Source organism: Agrobacterium sp. ST15.13.013 (assembly GCF_027956525.1).
In the GTDB taxonomy this organism is placed as follows: Bacteria; Pseudomonadota; Alphaproteobacteria; order Rhizobiales; family Rhizobiaceae; genus Agrobacterium; species Agrobacterium salinitolerans.
Genome location: NZ_JAQKGP010000016.1, coordinates 32,904 through 50,379, shown reverse-complemented (window position 1 = coordinate 50,379; position 17,476 = coordinate 32,904). Strand labels below are relative to the sequence as shown.

General features: G+C 57.8%; 20 protein-coding genes and 1 tRNA gene. 10 read left to right on the top strand and 11 right to left on the bottom strand.

The genetic code is table 11. The features are described 5' to 3' along the window. Window positions 1-38 precede the first annotated feature (38 nt). A complete protein-coding gene (locus PL597_RS16830) occupies window positions 39-1,007 on the top strand; it encodes a LysR family transcriptional regulator (protein ID WP_077982494.1) in 969 nt (322 codons plus the stop codon). 241 nt (window positions 1,008-1,248) lie between these two features. Beyond that, window positions 1,249-1,791, top strand: coding sequence for a DUF2087 domain-containing protein (locus PL597_RS16825; RefSeq protein WP_271365764.1), 543 nt, complete (start codon window positions 1,249-1,251; stop codon window positions 1,789-1,791). A 172-nt stretch (window positions 1,792-1,963) separates the two neighbouring features. On the opposite strand, the gene PL597_RS16820 is transcribed toward PL597_RS16825, so the two are convergent. The 3 genes from PL597_RS16820 to PL597_RS16810 form a co-directional block, all read right to left on the bottom strand. After that, on the bottom strand, window positions 1,964-3,952 hold the full coding sequence (locus tag PL597_RS16820; RefSeq protein ID WP_271365763.1) for a bifunctional 2',3'-cyclic-nucleotide 2'-phosphodiesterase/3'-nucleotidase: 1,989 nt from the start codon (window positions 3,950-3,952) through the stop codon (window positions 1,964-1,966). Between the two features lie 207 nt (window positions 3,953-4,159). After that, window positions 4,160-4,495 carry a PilZ domain-containing protein gene (locus PL597_RS16815; RefSeq protein WP_077982961.1) on the bottom strand — a complete coding sequence of 112 codons (336 nt, stop codon included), beginning with the start codon at window positions 4,493-4,495 and terminating at the stop codon, window positions 4,160-4,162. Window positions 4,496-4,592: 97 nt separating this feature from the next. Next, the gene (locus PL597_RS16810; RefSeq protein WP_077982490.1) at window positions 4,593-5,060 is read right to left on the bottom strand and encodes a DUF1203 domain-containing protein; all 468 of its coding nucleotides are present in this window, start codon (window positions 5,058-5,060) and stop codon (window positions 4,593-4,595) included. A gap of 164 nt (window positions 5,061-5,224) precedes the next feature. Here PL597_RS16810 and PL597_RS16805 point away from each other — a divergent pair, with 164 nt between their 5' ends. Next, a complete protein-coding gene (locus PL597_RS16805) occupies window positions 5,225-6,106 on the top strand; it encodes a DUF4344 domain-containing metallopeptidase (protein WP_142912568.1) in 882 nt (293 codons plus the stop codon). Between the two features lie 302 nt (window positions 6,107-6,408). Here PL597_RS16805 and sseA read toward each other — a convergent pair whose 3' ends face one another. The 4 genes from sseA to PL597_RS16785 form a co-directional block, all read right to left on the bottom strand. Further along, entirely contained in the window at window positions 6,409-7,830 is a 1,422-nt protein-coding gene (sseA, locus tag PL597_RS16800; RefSeq protein ID WP_142912569.1) for a 3-mercaptopyruvate sulfurtransferase, read from the bottom strand. A gap of 16 nt (window positions 7,831-7,846) precedes the next feature. Next, the gene (locus tag PL597_RS16795; protein ID WP_269824234.1) at window positions 7,847-8,584 is read right to left on the bottom strand and encodes an alanyl-tRNA editing protein; all 738 of its coding nucleotides are present in this window, start codon (window positions 8,582-8,584) and stop codon (window positions 7,847-7,849) included. A gap of 12 nt (window positions 8,585-8,596) precedes the next feature. After that, a complete protein-coding gene (locus PL597_RS16790) occupies window positions 8,597-9,634 on the bottom strand; it encodes a cysteine synthase A (RefSeq protein WP_271365761.1) in 1,038 nt (345 codons plus the stop codon). A gap of 122 nt (window positions 9,635-9,756) precedes the next feature. Next, the gene (locus tag PL597_RS16785; protein WP_271365760.1) at window positions 9,757-11,196 is read right to left on the bottom strand and encodes a cryptochrome/photolyase family protein; all 1,440 of its coding nucleotides are present in this window, start codon (window positions 11,194-11,196) and stop codon (window positions 9,757-9,759) included. A gap of 189 nt (window positions 11,197-11,385) precedes the next feature. Between PL597_RS16785 and PL597_RS16780 the strand changes: the two genes are divergently transcribed. The 3 genes from PL597_RS16780 (at window position 11,386) to PL597_RS16770 (ending at window position 12,906) form a co-directional block, all read left to right on the top strand. Next, window positions 11,386-11,655, top strand: a complete 270-nt coding sequence (locus PL597_RS16780) for a DUF982 domain-containing protein (protein WP_162520436.1) — start codon at window positions 11,386-11,388, stop codon at window positions 11,653-11,655. 136 nt (window positions 11,656-11,791) lie between these two features. Beyond that, entirely contained in the window at window positions 11,792-12,349 is a 558-nt protein-coding gene (locus tag PL597_RS16775; protein ID WP_142912573.1) for a methylated-DNA--[protein]-cysteine S-methyltransferase, read from the top strand. Window positions 12,350-12,462: 113 nt separating this feature from the next. Further along, window positions 12,463-12,906 carry a TIGR02594 family protein gene (locus tag PL597_RS16770; RefSeq protein ID WP_077982484.1) on the top strand — a complete coding sequence of 148 codons (444 nt, stop codon included), beginning with the start codon at window positions 12,463-12,465 and terminating at the stop codon, window positions 12,904-12,906. Between the two features lie 57 nt (window positions 12,907-12,963). On the opposite strand, the gene PL597_RS16765 is transcribed toward PL597_RS16770, so the two are convergent. Then, window positions 12,964-13,203, bottom strand: a complete 240-nt coding sequence (locus PL597_RS16765; protein ID WP_269834601.1) for a hypothetical protein — start codon at window positions 13,201-13,203, stop codon at window positions 12,964-12,966. Window positions 13,204-13,370: 167 nt separating this feature from the next. Between PL597_RS16765 and PL597_RS16760 the strand changes: the two genes are divergently transcribed. Then, window positions 13,371-13,730, top strand: a complete 360-nt coding sequence (locus tag PL597_RS16760) for a DUF2934 domain-containing protein (protein ID WP_149146598.1) — start codon at window positions 13,371-13,373, stop codon at window positions 13,728-13,730. A gap of 85 nt (window positions 13,731-13,815) precedes the next feature. Here PL597_RS16760 and PL597_RS16755 read toward each other — a convergent pair. After that, window positions 13,816-13,890 (bottom strand) — tRNA-Asn (locus PL597_RS16755). A gap of 176 nt (window positions 13,891-14,066) precedes the next feature. Here PL597_RS16755 and PL597_RS16750 point away from each other — a divergent pair. Continuing rightward, on the top strand, window positions 14,067-14,345 hold the full coding sequence (locus PL597_RS16750; RefSeq protein ID WP_077982482.1) for a hypothetical protein: 279 nt from the start codon (window positions 14,067-14,069) through the stop codon (window positions 14,343-14,345). 3 nt (window positions 14,346-14,348) lie between these two features. Here PL597_RS16750 and PL597_RS16745 read toward each other — a convergent pair whose 3' ends face one another. Next, a complete protein-coding gene (locus tag PL597_RS16745) occupies window positions 14,349-14,993 on the bottom strand; it encodes an exopolysaccharide biosynthesis protein (RefSeq protein WP_077982481.1) in 645 nt (214 codons plus the stop codon). Between the two features lie 521 nt (window positions 14,994-15,514). Between PL597_RS16745 and PL597_RS16740 the strand changes: the two genes are divergently transcribed. Further along, the gene (locus tag PL597_RS16740; protein WP_077982480.1) at window positions 15,515-16,102 is read left to right on the top strand and encodes a YqaA family protein; all 588 of its coding nucleotides are present in this window, start codon (window positions 15,515-15,517) and stop codon (window positions 16,100-16,102) included. A 138-nt stretch (window positions 16,103-16,240) separates the two neighbouring features. Then, window positions 16,241-16,795, top strand: coding sequence for a dual specificity protein phosphatase family protein (locus tag PL597_RS16735; RefSeq protein ID WP_269824285.1), 555 nt, complete (start codon window positions 16,241-16,243; stop codon window positions 16,793-16,795). Between the two features lie 297 nt (window positions 16,796-17,092). Here the strand turns inward: PL597_RS16735 and PL597_RS16730 are convergent, their stop codons facing one another. Beyond that, entirely contained in the window at window positions 17,093-17,296 is a 204-nt protein-coding gene (locus PL597_RS16730; RefSeq protein WP_269824269.1) for a hypothetical protein, read from the bottom strand. Window positions 17,297-17,476: the final 180 nt, after the last annotated feature.

Genomic DNA, 17,476 nt, shown 5'->3' with positions numbered 1-17,476 from the left:
ATAATGTGGAAGCAATCTATCGATGAAATGGATGGTACATGGACGCGAACCCGACACTCGATCAATTGCAGGTGTTTCTGACGGTGGCCGAGACCGGCAGTTTTTCCGCCGCGTCACGGGCGCTCAATCGTGCGCAGTCGGTGATCAGCTACACCATCGCCAATCTTGAGGCGCAGCTTGAAGTGACACTGTTCGAGCGCAGCGGCGTGCGCCAGCCGAAGCTGACGGATGAAGGTCGCGCCATGCTGGAGGATGCAAGGCGTATTGTCGCCGGCCTGCAGGAGATGCGCGCGCGCGCCAAGGGGCTGAAGCAGGGGCTTGAGGCGGAACTCTCGGTCGCCATCAGCACCATGGTGCCGGCTGAGGCTGTCGTGGCCGTGCTGCGGGATTTTCGCCAGCAGTTCCCCACCGTCACCCTCAGCCTCAATGTCGGCGAGCTGGGCATGGTCATGGAGATGGTGCTTTCCCGCAAGGCCGGCATAGGCATCGGCGGGGCGGTATTGCGCCAGGACGATGAACTCGTGATGGAAAAGGTCGGCCATTCCTTCATGTTGCCGGTGGTTGCGTCAGACCACCCGCTGGCGCAGATCGAGCGGCCTCTGGTTCTCGCTGACGTGCGCGAGGAAGTTCAGCTTGTCGTCACCGATGCATCGGGCCTCACCAAGGGGCGGGATTTCAACGTGCTGTCCTACAAGACATGGCGGGTCAGCGACATCGCCACGAAATACCAGCTCATTAAGGGCGGTCTGGGCTGGGGCGGCCTGCCCGCATCGATCGTGCGGAACGACCTGGCCAATGGCGGCCTCAAAGCGCTTGAACTCGAGGCCTATGAGCAGGGCGAATATCCGCTCTTTGCGCTGCGGCGTGTCGATTCACCCGCCGGCCCCGCCGGCCAATGGCTCACCGAAGCATTTCAGCAGCGCCTGTCGGCCTGTCCGAAGCATAAGGATTTCAACGGGATGCTTGCTGCCCAAAAGCAGAGGACCATTGCTGTCGCCGCTGAGTGACATTGGTTGAAGTTGCGACAATTACCTTTAGGCTGAGAAGGTGCCGCTATGCCAACAAGGCCAATTGACGTGGGTGGATCGCCTGCCTATACCTAAATTACGGTCAGCAGTTCACCGAGGCATCGCCGTCCCGTAAGGGAAGCTAAACCTGCATTTTTAAAGTTTGACAGCACTTATCCTGTGCCATGTCGGAAGACGGCGATCAGCGACACCTTTTCGGAATGGCACATGAGGGTAAGTCATGCCACGTTCGATCCTTTCCATTGATATCGCTGACCTGTCGACTTTCGCCAAATCCGTCCGTGAACAGATCGGCAGGCTGGACCGAAAGCCAAGCCATGTGGAGATGCTCAATCTGCTGAGCCGCGCTGCCGGGTTCCGAAATTTCCAGCATCTGCGCGCGTCAAGAAACCCATCCGCTGAAAGTGGGCAATCCCGACCTGAGATGCTTTCGGCCGCCAATGAGGGCAGGGTGCTGAAGACAGTTCGTGTCTTCGACGCTGCCGGCCGGATGATGCAATGGCCGGCCCGCCGCTCGCATCAGGAACTGTGCCTCTGGTATCTGTGGGCGAAAATTCCCGCCGGGCAGAGCTTTTCAGAGCGCGAATTCAGCAGCTTTCTGGATAGCCTGCACCTGTTCGGGGATGCAGCCATGCTGAGGCGCGACATGGTCGGCCTGAGGCTCATCCGCCGCAACCGCGATGGTAGCGATTATCGGCGTGTAGAGCAGAAGCCGCCATTGGAACTGCCGCTTCTGCTGCGAACGCTCGATGGGCGCGATTGAGGGGATAGCCCTCGGTATTGCCGATAGTTTCCATCAAACTCGGCGTCATCCTCGGGCTTGTCCCGAGGATCTGCTACGGATTGATTTTGTTGACGTGGTTAGATCCTTGGGACAAGCCCAAGGATGACGGCAGAGCTTCACCCTGCCGCCAACAGCCGAAAGGCCGCAGCCCTCAAAGAACCAGACGGAACTTCGCGAAACCTTCCGCGCCATCCCCGGCATCCTCGATTTTTGCGCCCTTGATATCGGTTGCATAGTGGCGGCCCTTGGGGCCGGTCTCGAAGATCGCCGTGGCATCGGCCACCGGTGCGAAAGACCAGTTGGCGTCTGCGGACGGATTGATGGTGCCTTGATCGATGATGTAGCGCACGATCACGTCGCGGTTGGTGTCGGGGGCCACGAAAATCACCTTGTCACCGGCGATATCGGGGAATTTGCCACCGCCGCTCGCACGGTAATTATTGGTGGCCACCACGAATTTCTGCTCGGGATCGATGGGCTTGCCTTCAAATTGCAGGTTGACGATGCGGTTGCTCTCCGGGTTGACCGCCTTGCCGTCCTTGTCGAATTTCGCCGGTTTGGAAATATCGATCTGGTAGGTAACACCGTCGATGACATCGAAATTATAGGACGGGAAGTCGGCGTTGAGCAGCGGCGCGTCCTTTGCGCCGGCCTCGACCGTATTGAACATGCCGGCCGACATTTCCAGCCAGTTCTTCACCTGCGCGCCGTTGATCAGCACCGCCTGCACCGTGTTGGGATAGAGATAGAGATCGGCGACGTTCTTGATGGCGATGTCACCGGCGGGGACATCGGTATAATAATCCGCGCCGCCGCGACCGCCGGACTTGAAGGGGGCTGCTGCCGAAAGCACGGGCAGATCCTTGTATTGCCCTTCCTTCAGCATGTCCTTGATATACCAGGTCTGGGCATTGGAGACGATCTGCACGGAAGGGTCGTCGGCTACCAGCGCGAAATAGGAATAGAGCGGTGCGGAGGTCTTGCCGACGGGACGGCGCACATAGGCGAGGGCCGCCTCGTGATCGGCCTTGGCGGCGGCGAGAACCTCTGGCTTGTCGGTGTAGTCGGCAACGACCTTGCGGCTGTCGTCACGATGATAGATCGGCCGGGCTTCGGAGGTGAAGTCGACGATCTTCCAGCTCTTGCCGTCCTTTTCGAGCAGCAGGTCGATCAGGCCCATATGCGAACCCCAGAAACCAGCCATCACGGCCGGTTTGCCCATCAGCGTGCCCTTCACCGCATCCGCACCCTCGATACCGTCCCAGGTCTTCGGACCGGGGAAAACAAGATGCTGGTGGCCGGTGAAGATGGCGTCGATGCCTTCCACGCCCGCCAGATAGAGCGAGGCGTTTTCCATGCGGTCGCTCTGGCCCTTGCCATCGATGCCGGAATGGGAAAGGGCGATGATGATATCGGCGCCTTCTTCCTTCATCACGGGCACCCAGGCTTTTGCCGCCTCGACGATGTCGCGCGTCTGGGCCTTGCCCTCGAGGTTCTTGGAATCCCACATCATGATCTGCGGCGGCACAAAGCCGATGATGCCGACCTTGACCGGGCTCGTCACGCCGCCGCCGTCGCGTATCTGCTTTTCCAGGATAACATAGGGCTTGAAGAACAGCTCGTCGTTTTTCGGATCGGAAGCAAGCTGGCCCTTGGTGAGATTGGCGCAGACATAAGGGAAACCGGCGCCCGCCAGCGTGTTCGACATATAGTCGAGACCGTAATTGAATTCGTGGTTGCCGAGCGTGCCGCAATCATACCCCAGCACGTTCATGGCGTTGATCACGGGGTGCTTGTCGCCGGCTTTCATGCCGCGCTCATAGGCGATATAGTCGCCGAGCGGATTGCCCTGCAGGAAGTCGCCATTATCCACCAGCATCGAATTGCCGGCCTCGGCGCGGATCTTGTCGATGATCGAGGCGGTGCGCGAAAGCCCCATCGTGTCGTTCGGCTTATCGGCGTAATAATCATAGGGAAAGACGTGAACATGGATATCGGTCGTTTCCATGATGCGCAGATGCGCCTGGTTGGTCGCCGCACGCGCAGCAAAAGGGTGCAGCATCACCAGCGCCGAGGAGGCTGCGATGCCGCCCAGCACCGAACGCCGGGTAATGGGGTGGAGAGCGAGAAGCGACGACATGGGAACTCCTTCGGATGAAGCTTGCTCTGTCTTGAAAAATGACAGGGTAGAAGCAATCGCAGAGGAGTCCATCACCAAAATGACAGGGCCGTGACAGATGGGCCGGTTTTCAACCGTTTGATAAATTTTTTATCACGGCAGTGCGGCGCAGGTGTCGCCGCACTGGAGAATGCGCATTCTTCGCTCTGCGCATTGCCGTGCTCTGGATCAGCGCGCGAGGGTTGGTCTCACTTCTTCGTGGAAGAAGCGAAAATAGGAGGATAGCTGCGCCAGCGTATTGGTGGAAAGCTTGAGCTGCAGGCCAAGGCGGTTCATGTGCTGCCACTGCACGACGCCCTCGATGAAGCCCAGATCTTCACTCTGCACCTTGACCCGGCTGCCCTTGGCAGCCGCGAAAGGCCCGTCCAGTTCGAGCGCCATTCCGGTGGCGGAAAGATCGACAACACGCCCTCTGGTCGACTGGCTGAAATAATGCACGGTCGCAAAAATCCTGGTTTTGCTGCGGGGCGCGGTCCGGGTCGCCATATTGAGGTTGTTTGTCATTTTGCTGCTCAAATGAATTGTTTCCGATACCTGCATCATGGCGCGGAAAACTTGAGAGCCGTTTAGTTCTTCTCTTAAAATTGCATGTAATTACCGATTATGCTGTGTCGATACGGCACTGATAGCAATTGTTGCGGGCGGAGCGCACGTGGACATAAGCGACATCCGAACGTTCCAGAAGTTGCTGCGCGCGTGACACGATTTCGTTTGTCGCCGTCACCGCGCCGGTGCCGTAGACGATGCGGTCATCGGCCCCATAACCGCGCACGATGTAATCCGGGCTGTCCAGCATCGGCGGAATGGTCTGCGTCTGCGGGTAGCGCTCACAGGCGTCGGCATGCAGAAACACCGGCCCCGTTTCCGCATAGGGCTGCAGCGAGGGAAAGGGCCGGTAGGCGAGGATCAGCATCGCGTCGCCTTCACCGATCTGGCGAAGGCAGTGGCGGCATGGCATACCTCCAGGAGAAACGGCGTTCTCCGGTGCATTGCCATAAGCGTCGGCGGCTCCTGCCCGGTAAGCTTCGGCTTCCTTAGCCGGCATTGCGGTGAAAACGAGATCGGTCATGTCGGGAACCTCCTATGTTGGGATCGGCGTTGCTTCTTTGCAGCTATGGTCCCGAAACGGATCGCTATCCACCCGATTCTTGACGGGCGATGCAACCGGCCCATTGCGTGACTCGTTAGCTTCGGGAATCAGTGACGCTCCTCGTTCCCGGAAGGTCTGATTTTATGTTCCGTCGTTTTCTGGCCGTCGTTCCACTGGCTTTCGTTTCGTTGACGGTTCCCGCTCAGGCCCAGATGGCGTCTGGCCTCGATGGCCTGTCCGACGAACAGCTTCAGCAGGCGGTCAATTTCGTCATCGGCAATGCGATTTTCTCGCTTTATCACGAGGGCGCGCGCATGCTGATCTCGGATTTCGGAACGGCGCAGACGGCAAGTTCCCAGGCCCCGGCGGATCAACTCGCAGGAACGCTTATCCTCCAGGCCAACGAGGAGTGGCTCGACACCGCGCTCGTCAATGCCACGGACAGCTGGTATCTGGCGCGTGAGGCGCAGACCCTGCCTGAGCATGAAGCCCCGGTCTTCTCCGTGCTGGTGCCAGACAGGAACCGTGATCGCAAAATGGCCTGCCTGATGGTTGGCCGCGACAAGGACGGTTATGGCGATCTGGCCGCCATGATGGGGCTCAACAATGCCGAATTCGACAAATGCGCCGCCGCCTATCCGGGCGTTGCGTCGGCGTGGGAGAATTTTCTCGCGCCCCACCGCAGCCAGGCGCCTTCCAGATTCTCCATCAGCTACATGCCGCCGCGCGACCCGGAACTTGAACCATACGCCATCATGATCAAGGAATCCAAAGTTCTCGATCTCATCAGCCGCAGTTTTAGCAGCTATGGCCTGAAAGGGGACGTCAAGCTGACGGCCAAATCCTGCGGCCGTCCCGACGTCTTTTGGTCGGCGGAAAAGCGCGAGATCACCTATTGTTATGAACTCGGCAAGTTCCAGGCGGAACTGATTGCCGATCATCTGCAGAACACCGTCACGGAAGACAAAGGTGCTGTAGGCGGGAAAATACCGACGGCAGCCGTTAATCTGGAACGGGAAATCTGAAGGCAGATTGCCGGCCGCTGGCGATCTGGCTTCCTGATATGGGAGGAAAGTGCCGTGCTGCTGAGCCGTAAAAAGTATCCCCACCAACATTGCGCAGCGGTTCCTGCGCTGACATTTCCCTCACCCCCTCATTCCTGTTGCTTGTCACGGCAATCTAGCTGACGGCGTCTGCGCGGCGAGAGAGTCTTTTTCAGCCCAAGGACTTGGGCTGGCTGGACTCCTGTGACGAGCACAGGGATGAGGGAGCGGGGAACAGACACTCCTTATCGGAGAATGGCACGCGTTGCTCTCAATGGCGCTACTCAATTGCGCAGCGATATCTCCAAAAGCTCGGTATCGGCAAGCGGCTCCACCCAGGCCTCATAGGTGCCGACGGGCGAAAAACCCATCATCTGGTAAAGCTGCAATGCGCGCGGATGGTCGAGCGTATTGGTCGTCACCGTCACCCGTTGCGGATTGTCCTGCCAGGCGGCGTAAAGCGCCTGCAACAGAAACCATTTGCCAACGCCCGCACCGATCGCCTCTTCGAGCAGCCCGAAATAGGAAAGCTCGGTCACCTCGTCGCTCGCCCTGTTCAGTTCGAAGAAACCGGCGGGCGCACCGTTCATATAAAGAACCGTAACGCTGTTTTTCGGATCGCGCAGGATGGCGGAAAGCTCGGCGTCGCTCATACGCATGCGCTTTTGCCAGTGCCAGCGTTTCCCCACCCGCCAGTAGAGATAGCGGTAGAAGTGCAGGGGGATATTGTTGACCCGCATCAGCGCCGTCTGGATGTTCACGGGGATCGGCAGGCTGACCTTCGGCGGCGCCGTCATTTCGAGCTGCGTCACATGCGCCTTCAGCGGCCCGTGCGACAATGTGGGGATTGCATCCGCCGGACCGGTAACCACCGGCGTATCCTGCAATCCGCCCCATTCCGACCATGAGCCGTCATAAAGCGAATTATCCTTATGGCCGAGCGATTCCAGGGCTAGGGTGATGACAGCGGCGGTGACGCCCGAGCCGCAACTGGTGACGACGGGCTTCGAAAGATCGATACCGGCATCGGTCACCATCTTGCGGATAGCGGTGAGGTCCTTGAAGTGGCCGTTTTCGGAAAAGGCCGTTGCGGGCAGGCTGCGCGCGCCGGGCATGTGGCCGGAGCGCATGCCGGCACGCGGCTCGGCCTCGTCGCCGGTAAAGCGTCCGGCGCCGCGAGCGTCGGCAATCTGTTTTTCACCGCTGTCGACAATGCCGCGCATGGCGCCCAGCGTCGTCACGCGCTTTTCGTTGAAGTCAGGCGTAAAGGTCGCCGGCTCGATTTCCGGCGTGCCGGTTTCGAGCGGCCGCCCTTCGCGTTTCCAGCCGTCGAGGCCGCCATCCAGCACATAGGCTTTGCGCACGCCCATCACCCGCAGCATCCACCACACACGCGGCGCGGAAAAGAAGCCGGGACCGTCATAAACCACGATCGTATCGGTGTCGCTGAGCCCGAGTGAACCGGCCTGTTCCGCAAAGAATTCCGGCGAGGGCAGGGAGTGTGGCAGGCCGGTGGTATGATCGGCGATCTTGTCCTGATCGAAAAAGACCGCACCGGGCAGATGGCCGGCTGCGAATTCTTCCGCACCGTTGCGTTTGTGCGCCGGCAGATACCATGAGGCATCAACGAGACGAAACCCGGTCGTGCCGAGTTGTTTTTCCACCCAGTCCGCCGAAACGACGAAACGGCTCTTATCCGTGCTCACGATGTTTCTCCTGATTTCAGGCAGCAGCTTCAGGCGCGCCGAAACGAATGCGGAACCGCCTGTTCTCCTTGCCCTTCTTTTCTATCTTGGCAATGTGAATATCGCCCACTTCCTGCGTTTCGGAAACATGGGTGCCGCCGCAGGGCTGGCTGTCGATACTGGAATTTTCGCCGATGCAGACGAGGCTGACCCGGCCAAGACCCATTGGCGGGCGCACATTCTTGGATTTGACGATGCCCGGATTGGCGGCAAGCTCCTCGTCGGTGATCCATTGCAGGAAGACGGGGTGGTTGGCTTTCACCAGCTCCATCAGCTTTGCGGTCACCTCGTCCTTGTCGATGGTTTCCGACATGTCGAAATCGACACGCGATTCATCCTCGCCGACCGCCGCACCGGTGATCGGCCATTGGCAGACGACGGAGAGCAGGTGGCAGGCGGTGTGCATGCGCATCAGCTTGTAACGACGCGGCCAGTCCACATGCAGCGTCAGTTTTTCGCCGACCTTGGGTGAAGGTTGGCCTTCGAGCGGCACATGGACGATCACGCTCTTGTCGGCACCGTTTCTGGTGATGCCGAGTTCGATGCGCGACCCATCGGCCCGCTCGAGAAAGCCGCTATCGCCCGGCTGACCGCCGGAGGTGGCGTAAAAGCAGGTCTGGTCTAGCTCTATGCCGCCATCCTCATGCACCGCCGTGACGATCGCTTCTGCGGTGGAAAGATAAAAATCGTCACGGAACAGGGCATTCACAGGCATTTCGGCATTTCCTTAAACGGTTTCGTAGGGAACCGGAATCTCGCTCCTGGTCGCCAGCCACTGCGGCACGGGAAGCCCCTTTGAGCGCAGGAAATCCGGATTGAAGAGCTTCGACTGATAACGATTGCCGTAGTCGCAAAGTATCGTCACGATTGTATGCCCCGGACCGAGCTCGCGGGCAAGGCGGATTGCACCGGCAATGTTGATGCCCGAAGAACCGCCGAGGCAAAGGCCTTCTTTCGTGACCAGATCAAAGAGAATGGGCAAGGCTTCCGCGTCTGCAATTCGATAGGAAAAGTCCGGGGCGAAACCTTCCAGATTGGCGGTGATGCGGCCCTGGCCGATCCCTTCCGTGATGGAAGAACCTTCGGATTTCAGGACGCCGTGCTTGTAGAATTCGTAGAGGGCGGCACCTTCAGGATCGGCAAGACCGATCTTGATGTCGGGATTGAAATCGCGCAGGCCATCGGCCACGCCCGCAAGCGTCCCGCCGGAACCGACTGCGCAGATGAAGCCATCCACCTTGCCGTCTGTCTGGTCCCAGATTTCCGGGGCCGTCGTCTCAATATGCGCCTGGCGGTTGGCGATATTATCGAACTGGTTGGCCCAGATCGCGCCGTTCTCATCCGTTGCGGCAAGCTGTTTTGCCAGCCGGCCTGAAACCTTCACGTAATTGTTCGGGTTGGAATAGGGTGCTGCCGGAACCTCGACCAGCTTGGCGCCGAGAAGTTTCAGCGCATCTTTCTTTTCCTGGCTCTGCGTCTCGGGAATGACGATGACGGTCTTGTAGCCAAGCGCATTGGCGACCAGCGACAGGCCGATGCCGGTATTGCCGGCCGTCCCTTCCACGATGGTGCCGCCTGGGCGCAACTGTCCGCGCCGTTCGGCGTCGCGGATGATGTAGAGCGCGGCGCGATCCTTCACCGACTGGCCGGGATTGAGGAATTCCGCCTTGCCGAGGATTTCACACCCCGTTGCTTCAGAGGCAGCTTTCAGGCGGATGAGCGGCGTGTTGCCGATAGCACTGAGCGCAGAGGGATGAATGGTCATGATCGAGCCTTCTTGTCTGAGCGGAAATTAGGTGCCGTTATGTCCCGTTACAACCGCTTCAAGACAAGAAATTATCTTCCCGGCTTTGGCTTAGCCACGCAAAATTTTGCCGATACCCAGTTTTATGTGGCCTTCTTCACTGCGGCGTAGGCGGCGAGCGCTCTTTCGCGCGCCTTTGCGTGGTCGACGATCGGCAGCGGATAGATCTTGCCGAGTTCGATGCCCGCCTTTTTCAGCACATCCTTCGGCGCTTCGAACGGCTTGTGGATGTATTTCCGCTCGAGCTTTTCAAGCTCAGGCACGAAGCGGCGTACATAATCCCCGTCGGCGTCGAATTTCTCTCCCTGCAATATGGGGTTGAAGATGCGGAAGAACGGCGAGGCATCCGCCCCCGAGCCCGCCACCCATTGCCAGTTGGCGGCATTGGACGCCGGGTCGGCATCGACAAGCGTATCGCGAAACCATTTCTCACCCTTCCGCCAATCGATCAGCAGATGTTTGATGAGGAAGGACGCCACGATCATGCGCACCCGGTTGTGCATGATGCCGTGTTGCCACAATTGCCGCATGCCGGCATCGACGATCGGATATCCCGTCATCCCACGTGTCCAGGCTTGGAAGGATTTCTCATCATCCCGCCAGGGAAAGGCGTCGAAACTGTCGTTCCAGTTCTTTTCGTCCAGTTCCGGGAAATGGAACAGCAGGTGGTAGCAGAATTCCCGCCACACGATTTCCTTGCGGAAACGGCTGATATCATTGGAGGCAATATGCCGCGAAAGCCCTTTCGTGGCGTGCCAGACGGCCGCCGGCGATATTTCGCCCGTGGCAAGATGCGGTGAAAGCAGCGACGTCGCGGGTTTTGCTGGAAAATCCCGGCCTTCTTCATAACCTTTCAGGGCACCATCGATGAAATCATCGAGTTTTTCCTGCGCACCGTTTTCACCGGGGGTCCAGATGTCACTGAAATCCTTTGCCCAGTCCGGCGTGGTGGGCAGCAGCTTCCAGTCGGCGAGTTTTTCGGACTTCGGCCAGACCTTGGGCGCCTTCAGGCTCTTTGGCGCATCCGCTGGCGCGTGTGGCTCTTCGCCGCCCTCCAGCGCCCGCCAGAAGGGCGTATAGACCCGGTAAGGCCCGCCGGATTTCGTCTGCAGCCGTGATGGCTCGTGCAGGAGATGCCCGGAAAAGCTGCGGACGGTCAGCCCGTCGTCGCGTAGCTTCTGTTTGAGCGCCTTGTCCGTGGCCATGCCGGCCGGATCATATCGGCGGTTCCAGAATATCGCGTCGGCGCCGGTTTCGGATATTAGCGCGCGCAACGTCTTTTCGGCCTCGCCGCTAAAAAGCAGAAGACGGCTGCCGGTTTTTTCCAGTGCGGCGGAAAGCGAGGCGAGCGAATGATGAAGCCACCATTCCTGTGCGCCGCCCAGCGGGCCACATGATTCTTCCCTGATATAGACGGGGATGACCGCCCCCCCGTGCTCCACGGCGGCAAGCAAGGCGAGATTGTCCGAAAGGCGCAAGTCCTTGCGGAACCAGACGATTGCGGGGGAGACTGTTGTTGACATGAAGGGTCCCGGTTCACTTCCGCTTGAACGAGTGTTGAACCGCTTTGTTCCGCAAATCGGCTACAATGAAAAGATGGGGGCGCACGGTTTCTGGGGGGTTATTTTTTCGCCCTTGAAACCGCTGATAAAGGGAACCAACTGGAGGAGCCGGCGTTTGTCGCGGGTTAATAGAGCATGGAAGTGCAATCAATGTTGCTGAATGACGTTAAGTGGGAAAAGCCCGTTACCATCTCCCTTGAAAACGGCGCTCCCCGGATTTTCAACGGCGTTTACGACGCTTTCGATTTTCTCCAGCATGAATGGCCCAAACGGGGCGACAAGGTACATGAACAGGCGCTGCGCCTGTGCCGCGCCTCGCTGATGGGCGACGTAGCGGGAGAAATCGCCCGCACGGCCTTCGTCGCCGCCAGTCGGCAGGCGCAGTGCCTGGTGGAAGAGCCGGACAAAATCGCATCCTGAACGGATTTTCGGAACTGACGTGTAAAAGGCCACCCGCCAAAAACGGGTGGCCTTGTGTGTTGAGAGGGTGGGAACGGGGTTGTTTCGAATGTGGGATATGGCATCGTGCATACGAAAAAGCGAATGAGTGACGGCGATGAGCAACCACCACGGTTATATTGTTTTTCCCACGGCCCTCGGCCATTGCGGCCTGGCATGGGCGGGGCATGGTATCGCGCGTCTGCAATTGCCCAGCCCTGATGCCGGCGAGACAGAAAAGCTTCTCCTGAAGCGCCTGCCGTCTGCCTCTCTCGCTGTTCCGGAAACACGCACGCGTGAGGTGGTTGCAATGATCACCCGTTATTTTGGCGGCGAGGAAATCGATTTTACCACAGTCGAACTCGATCTCGCCGGGCAGGATCGTTTTTTCCTCGATGTTTACGCCGTCGCGCGGCAGATCGGCTGGGGCAACACGACGACCTATGGCGGCATCGTAAAGACGCTTGGTCTTGGTATGGAAAAGGCCCGCGATGTCGGTCAGGCCATGGCGAAAAATCCGGTGCCGCTGATCATTCCCTGTCACCGGGTGCTTGCCGCCGGCGGCAGGCTTGGCGGCTTCTCTGCGCCGGGTGGAACCACCACCAAATTGCGTATGCTGGATCTCGAAAATGCCGGCCGCAGCCGGGCCGATGAGGCGCAGGGCAGCCTGTTTTGAAGCAATGACAGATGAGCGCGCATGAATAGGCGTCTGATTTCTGCCCATTTCTCGTCAAATTGTCGCTAAATTGTCACAATACACGGGCGCCCTCTAACATAAGGGCGAAACGTTTGAAAGTATCCGCGTTAATTCTATCGGTTGCCTTGTCTTTTACAGTCGTTGCATCGGCCTCCGCCGGCATGCTGAACCAGGCAGAAAAATACACCGGGCTGCATGAGTCCAAAAATAACAAGAGCCTCAAGAACATTCTTGGCGCAAATCCACGTAGTACCCCTTGGTGCGGCCTTTTCCTGCATGCCGTCGCCAGCAAGGTCGGGCGGAAATCTCCAAAATCCTATGGGTTTGCGAAGTCCTGGAGATCCTTCGGCTATGCCGTGCCTGTCAGTCAGGCCAAGCCGGGCGATGTCGTTGTCATTCGCAACGGCCGTGGTTACCATGCCGGAATATTGAAAAGCATGAGCGGCAAGACGGCCAAGATCCTCGGCGGTAACCAGTCCGGCCGGGTGCAGGTGTCGAACTTCAATCGCAAGGCCATCGTTTCGGTCCGCCGATAAATCTCCTTGCATTTTTTGATAAAGGCGGGCTTTGACCCGCCTTTTCCTTTTTCAGGTCTAAGGCTGCTCTCTTGTGCCTGGTGCCGCGTCTCGCTGATCGTCGTCTTCCAGGTCGGTCGCCACGATAAAGGCGTCCTCATGCTGCCGCGCCGCCTGCCTGCGCGCGCGAAGGCTGATCGATTCATCCGGATAGATTTCACTGTCTTTAGACTTCAGATCGCTGTCGTTTTCAAAATCCGCCACGTCCTTTTGTCGAATATCGAGAGGTTCGGGACTTTTATGCCTGGCGCCGGTCATCGGAATTCTCCTGTTGTTGTCGTGGAGCAAACGATCGGCCGCCGGGGCGGTTCCTTCGATGATCGCGAAATCCGCATCTACGGCTTTCGAAGGCGGAACAAATTCTAGCTTTCTCGGGTTTTCCATGGGCAGAATAAAGCCGGTGCCACGAAAAGAGGGAGGCCGTTATGGACCATGATCGCGAAGCCGAAATCCGGGAAAGAGCCCGCGCAATATGGGAGAAAGAGGGAAGACCGGAGGGTCATCACGAACGGCACTGGATGGAAGCGGAGCAGGAAGTCTCCAACAATGCCGGCAAGGCGAAATCTGCCAGCAAAAGCGGCGCAAAAAAATCCCCCGCCGCTAAAACGCCGGCAAAGAAAACGAAGTCACCGGCTGTAAAGTCGCTTCAGAAAGAGCAGACGGCATCTCAGATGGACAAGGACGATGATTTGACCGAAAGCCTTGAAGAAAGTTTCCCTGCGAGCGATCCGCCAGCGCTTACCACGACAACCCGGGCAACCAAACGCGCACCGAAAAAAGCCTGAAGCCTTCAGGTATAAAAGCGCGATGCGTCTATCCGGCCGGGCGGAAAGCCATTTTACGCTCTACATTATATGTTTTGAGAGAAAATGGCTCCCCGGGCCGGATTCGAACCGGCGACCTGTCGATTAACAGTCGAATGCTCTACCGCTGAGCTACCAGGGAACGTCCACCGCTTGGCGCGGTGTGAGCGGGGTAATACAAATGCTTTTCCGATTTGCCAAGCGGTTTTTTCAAAAAAAACGCATTCCTCTTGTTTTATCTCGTCAGAGTCCCGATTTTCCGGGCTTATCGCCGATGAAAAAAATATCCACAGGCCAGATGTTAAAGGGCAGGATGGAATGAAATTCGGAATCGACCACAGAACACAGCGCCTCCATATCGGGAAATGGAGCCTTGCCATGCCGCGTTCCCGCGTTGGCAGGATTGCGACGGGCTCGGCGCTGGTGGTGGGCGGAACGCTGGGTTTCCTGCCCGTTCTCGGATTCTGGATGATACCGCTTGGGCTCATTGTGCTTTCGCACGATCTCCCTGCGGTTCGCCGCCGGCGGCGACGGATGGCGGTGTGGTGGGCGTCGCGACAGAACCGCCGCGACACTCGCAATAACGGTCGGCACTAGGTCTTATGCGCCGATGGAGCTGCTGATGCCTTGGCCGGCCCACAACGCCGCATAGGCGAGCGCGGCGAAATAAATCGATGTCAGTCCCAGGAAAAGATAGCCGCCAAGCACGGTGACGCCATCCCGCTGAATCATCCCGGCCGAAAAAAGCAGGATCGCAACGCCTGGAAGGGTGTTGGAGAAAGGAATGAAGCCAAGCGGCATCATCAGCAATACGCCCGCCGTCATCAGAGCAAGTCCGTTGATCCGGTTGGCGATGATGCCCGTCGTCAGCGCGGGAATGCGCGGGCGGATGAAAGCATCGAGCTTGGAGACAATGGCGATACCTTTTTGAAGTGCCGGGACGAGCTTTGCCGTCTCCATCTTCCGGTCAAGGATTTTCGCCGGCAGCCATGGCAGGCGGTTGAGGGTAATTGCCAGGCTGACAAGGATGATCGCCGCGCCAAAGACGGTGCTGACGCCGGGAATGGAAACCGGAATGAGAAAGGGCAGGGAAGCGATAGCGCAGATGAGCAACAGGCCCTGTTCGCCGATCGCTTCCATCAACTCGCGCAACGTAATCGTCTGGCCCTGCAGTTTTCCTATCAGCTTCTCAAGCGTCGTGCTGAGCTTTTCAGACGTATCAGTGAATGCGAATTCGTTCGTCATGCGTCGTCCCGGAAGTTGATTTAACTCCGGGATTGATACCATTCATCCTGCCCGATGCCTATCGCTGATAGAAACGAGCCTCTTCACATTTGGTCGTGCGGTTTCGCCCTGTTTAGTGCGAAACCCAGCTGCTGTATGCGCCTGCAAGAAGAACGACCAGCAGAATGACAAGTATGACCGGATTAATCGATGTAACGAAGTTTACATAGTCCATGATAACTTCCTCCTCTTTCCTCCACCTCTTATTCTACAGCAAGAAGGCGAGTTAATCTACCGAAGGGTGAAATTTTGCATTGCAGAAACCGATCTTTGGAATAGGCGGGAAATGCGCGTCTTTATGATTTTTTGCGATGCAAAAATAAATCTTCCAACATTTGCCATTCTCTTGCGTTGTCTCTAATCATCATTCAGGGTTCGGTTCTCCGCCCTCCGGCAGCTGTCGGTAAACCGCATCAATAACTGCCGATAAGCCTTGGCTCCTGCCTGCCTTCACTCCGCAACACTCTTCCCGGAGAAACCACATGCTGAAAAACATCTATGCCTGGACGATGGCGCTCGCCGCGCGTAAAACCGCCGTGTGGTGGCTGGCAATCGTGGCTTTCGTGGAAAGCTCCGTCTTCGTCGTGCCTGCGGATGTGCTTTTCCTACCCATGGTGCTGGCAAAGCCGAAAAAGGCGATGTTTTATGCGCTCGTGGCAACTGTCGCCTCGGTTCTCGGCGGTATCGCCGGCTGGTTCCTCGGTCATTATGCCTTTGAGAGCATCGCCCGGCCCATTCTCGAATTTTACGGCAAGCTCGACAGCTTCGAGCATCTGAAGAACTCGGTGGACTACGAAACCATCGTTCTCCTGCTGGTGACATCAGGGCTCGCGCATCTGCCGCCGATCAAGGTCGTGACGATCCTTTCCGGCGCGGCCAATATCAGCCTTGGCCTGTTCATTCTTTCTGCCGTCGTCACGCGTGGCGCGCGCTTTTTCATCCTTGCCGGATTGCTGCAGAAATACGGGGAATCGGTACGTCATTTTATTGAGAAACGCCTTGGCGCCATCACTGCGGCGGCCGCCGCCGCACTCATCGCGGTCTATGCAGTTTACGTTTTCGTGCGTTGATCAAGCGCAATTTTTCTACTCTTACAATACTGTCGCAGAACTTTCAGCTTACTGTCAGAATCCACCTGTATCGGTTCTCTCGTCGAATAAGGGAACCGTTTTATTATGCGAAGATTCTGGAAGTGCTCGCTTTGGGGCATGGGTTTTGTTGTGCTCGCGGCAGGCTGTTATCTCTACGCCATTCAGCTCATGGGCAATTTTCACGAGGTTGTCGCGGGGCAGCTCTACCGCTCCAATCAGCCGAGCAATGAGCAGCTCGTCCGCTATACCAAAGATCACGGTATCAGGACGGTCATCAATCTGCGCGGCGCGAACGAATCCAAGGCCTGGTATCGCGATGAGGTCGAAACCGCCCGCGATCTGGGACTTAATCATATCGATTTCGGCATGTCGGCAAGTCAGGAGCTCGATATGAACAGGGTCAACGAACTGGTCGCCATCATGCGCGATGCGCCGAAGCCCATTCTCATTCATTGCAAGGCCGGTGCGGACAGGACAGGCCTCGCCACCGCGCTCTATCTCAGCCGCGTGGCAAAGCTTGACGAGGAACAGGCGGAAAGCCAGCTTTCCTTCCGCTTCGGCCATATCGGCATTCCCTATCTCTCGCAAACCTACGCCATGGACCGGACCTGGGAAAACGCGGAAAAGATGCCCATCGTCGACGATTTTGCGATCGCCTCTAACGAATATTGAATGTGTTAATGGCAGGCGACGCAGGCAAGGATGCCGGGCCGCCTGTTTCCGGTCTCCGGTAAAGCAGCCTATGACTCATCCCTTCGCCTCGGCAGCATCGGGACAAAATGGCGGGGGCGCGACGCCTTAGGTCCAATCGTCCCCCAGAGCACGTCCGGTTTAAGCGGAATCTGTGGACGTGCTCTCCCTTTTTGTTTTCACGCATTTCCGGACGTAAAACCGCTTCGCACTTTTACGGGAAATGCTCGAGCTCGCCGCATGTATCGTCGCGTCCAAAAGAGGCTGGCGAAGACGATTCTAATCGCGTCCGATATCCGGCGTCCATCCGCGCGTATATCCCTTTCCCATAATGGCGACCGCCAGGGAAAGCTGTTCCTGTAGATGCTCGATTTCGCCGAGAAGGGCTTCGACAGCCGCTTTCGCATTGCCGTCGTGACACTGGATGACATAGCCCGCTATGTCGTCAGGCCGTATGGGGGTGATTTTTCCAGCGTTGGACATATCGGATGACCTCTCTTTTGTTCACTAAATGTTCTAATTTTAGCGAGGAGTCAACAACGGAGAGTCGACAAGGCAGTGGGGATTGCCCTTCGGTGGTCGGCGGCTTTACAGTGAAGACCGTATTTTCAAAAACTATGCGGAGAATGTTCTCCCTCACCACAATGGTCGCAGTACGGGATT

Excerpts from the sequence above, each read along its gene's own strand:
- PL597_RS16830 (WP_077982494.1), top strand. The coding sequence starts at position 39 with ATGGACGCGAACCCGACACTCGATCAATTGCAGGTGTTTCTGACGGTG.
- PL597_RS16825 (WP_271365764.1), top strand. The coding sequence starts at position 1,249 with ATGCCACGTTCGATCCTTTCCATTGATATCGCTGACCTGTCGACTTTC.
- PL597_RS16820 (WP_271365763.1), bottom strand. The coding sequence starts at position 3,952 with ATGTCGTCGCTTCTCGCTCTCCACCCCATTACCCGGCGTTCGGTGCTG.
- PL597_RS16815 (WP_077982961.1), bottom strand. The coding sequence starts at position 4,495 with ATGACAAACAACCTCAATATGGCGACCCGGACCGCGCCCCGCAGCAAA.
- PL597_RS16810 (WP_077982490.1), bottom strand. The coding sequence starts at position 5,060 with ATGACCGATCTCGTTTTCACCGCAATGCCGGCTAAGGAAGCCGAAGCT.
- PL597_RS16805 (WP_142912568.1), top strand. The coding sequence starts at position 5,225 with ATGTTCCGTCGTTTTCTGGCCGTCGTTCCACTGGCTTTCGTTTCGTTG.
- PL597_RS16795 (WP_269824234.1), bottom strand. The coding sequence starts at position 8,584 with ATGCCTGTGAATGCCCTGTTCCGTGACGATTTTTATCTTTCCACCGCA.
- PL597_RS16790 (WP_271365761.1), bottom strand. The coding sequence starts at position 9,634 with ATGACCATTCATCCCTCTGCGCTCAGTGCTATCGGCAACACGCCGCTC.
- PL597_RS16785 (WP_271365760.1), bottom strand. The coding sequence starts at position 11,196 with ATGTCAACAACAGTCTCCCCCGCAATCGTCTGGTTCCGCAAGGACTTG.
- PL597_RS16780 (WP_162520436.1), top strand. The coding sequence starts at position 11,386 with ATGTTGCTGAATGACGTTAAGTGGGAAAAGCCCGTTACCATCTCCCTT.
- PL597_RS16775 (WP_142912573.1), top strand. The coding sequence starts at position 11,792 with ATGAGCAACCACCACGGTTATATTGTTTTTCCCACGGCCCTCGGCCAT.
- PL597_RS16765 (WP_269834601.1), bottom strand. The coding sequence starts at position 13,203 with ATGACCGGCGCCAGGCATAAAAGTCCCGAACCTCTCGATATTCGACAA.
- PL597_RS16760 (WP_149146598.1), top strand. The coding sequence starts at position 13,371 with ATGGACCATGATCGCGAAGCCGAAATCCGGGAAAGAGCCCGCGCAATA.
- PL597_RS16750 (WP_077982482.1), top strand. The coding sequence starts at position 14,067 with ATGAAATTCGGAATCGACCACAGAACACAGCGCCTCCATATCGGGAAA.
- PL597_RS16745 (WP_077982481.1), bottom strand. The coding sequence starts at position 14,993 with ATGACGAACGAATTCGCATTCACTGATACGTCTGAAAAGCTCAGCACG.
- PL597_RS16740 (WP_077982480.1), top strand. The coding sequence starts at position 15,515 with ATGCTGAAAAACATCTATGCCTGGACGATGGCGCTCGCCGCGCGTAAA.
- PL597_RS16735 (WP_269824285.1), top strand. The coding sequence starts at position 16,241 with ATGGGTTTTGTTGTGCTCGCGGCAGGCTGTTATCTCTACGCCATTCAG.
- PL597_RS16730 (WP_269824269.1), bottom strand. The coding sequence starts at position 17,296 with ATGTCCAACGCTGGAAAAATCACCCCCATACGGCCTGACGACATAGCG.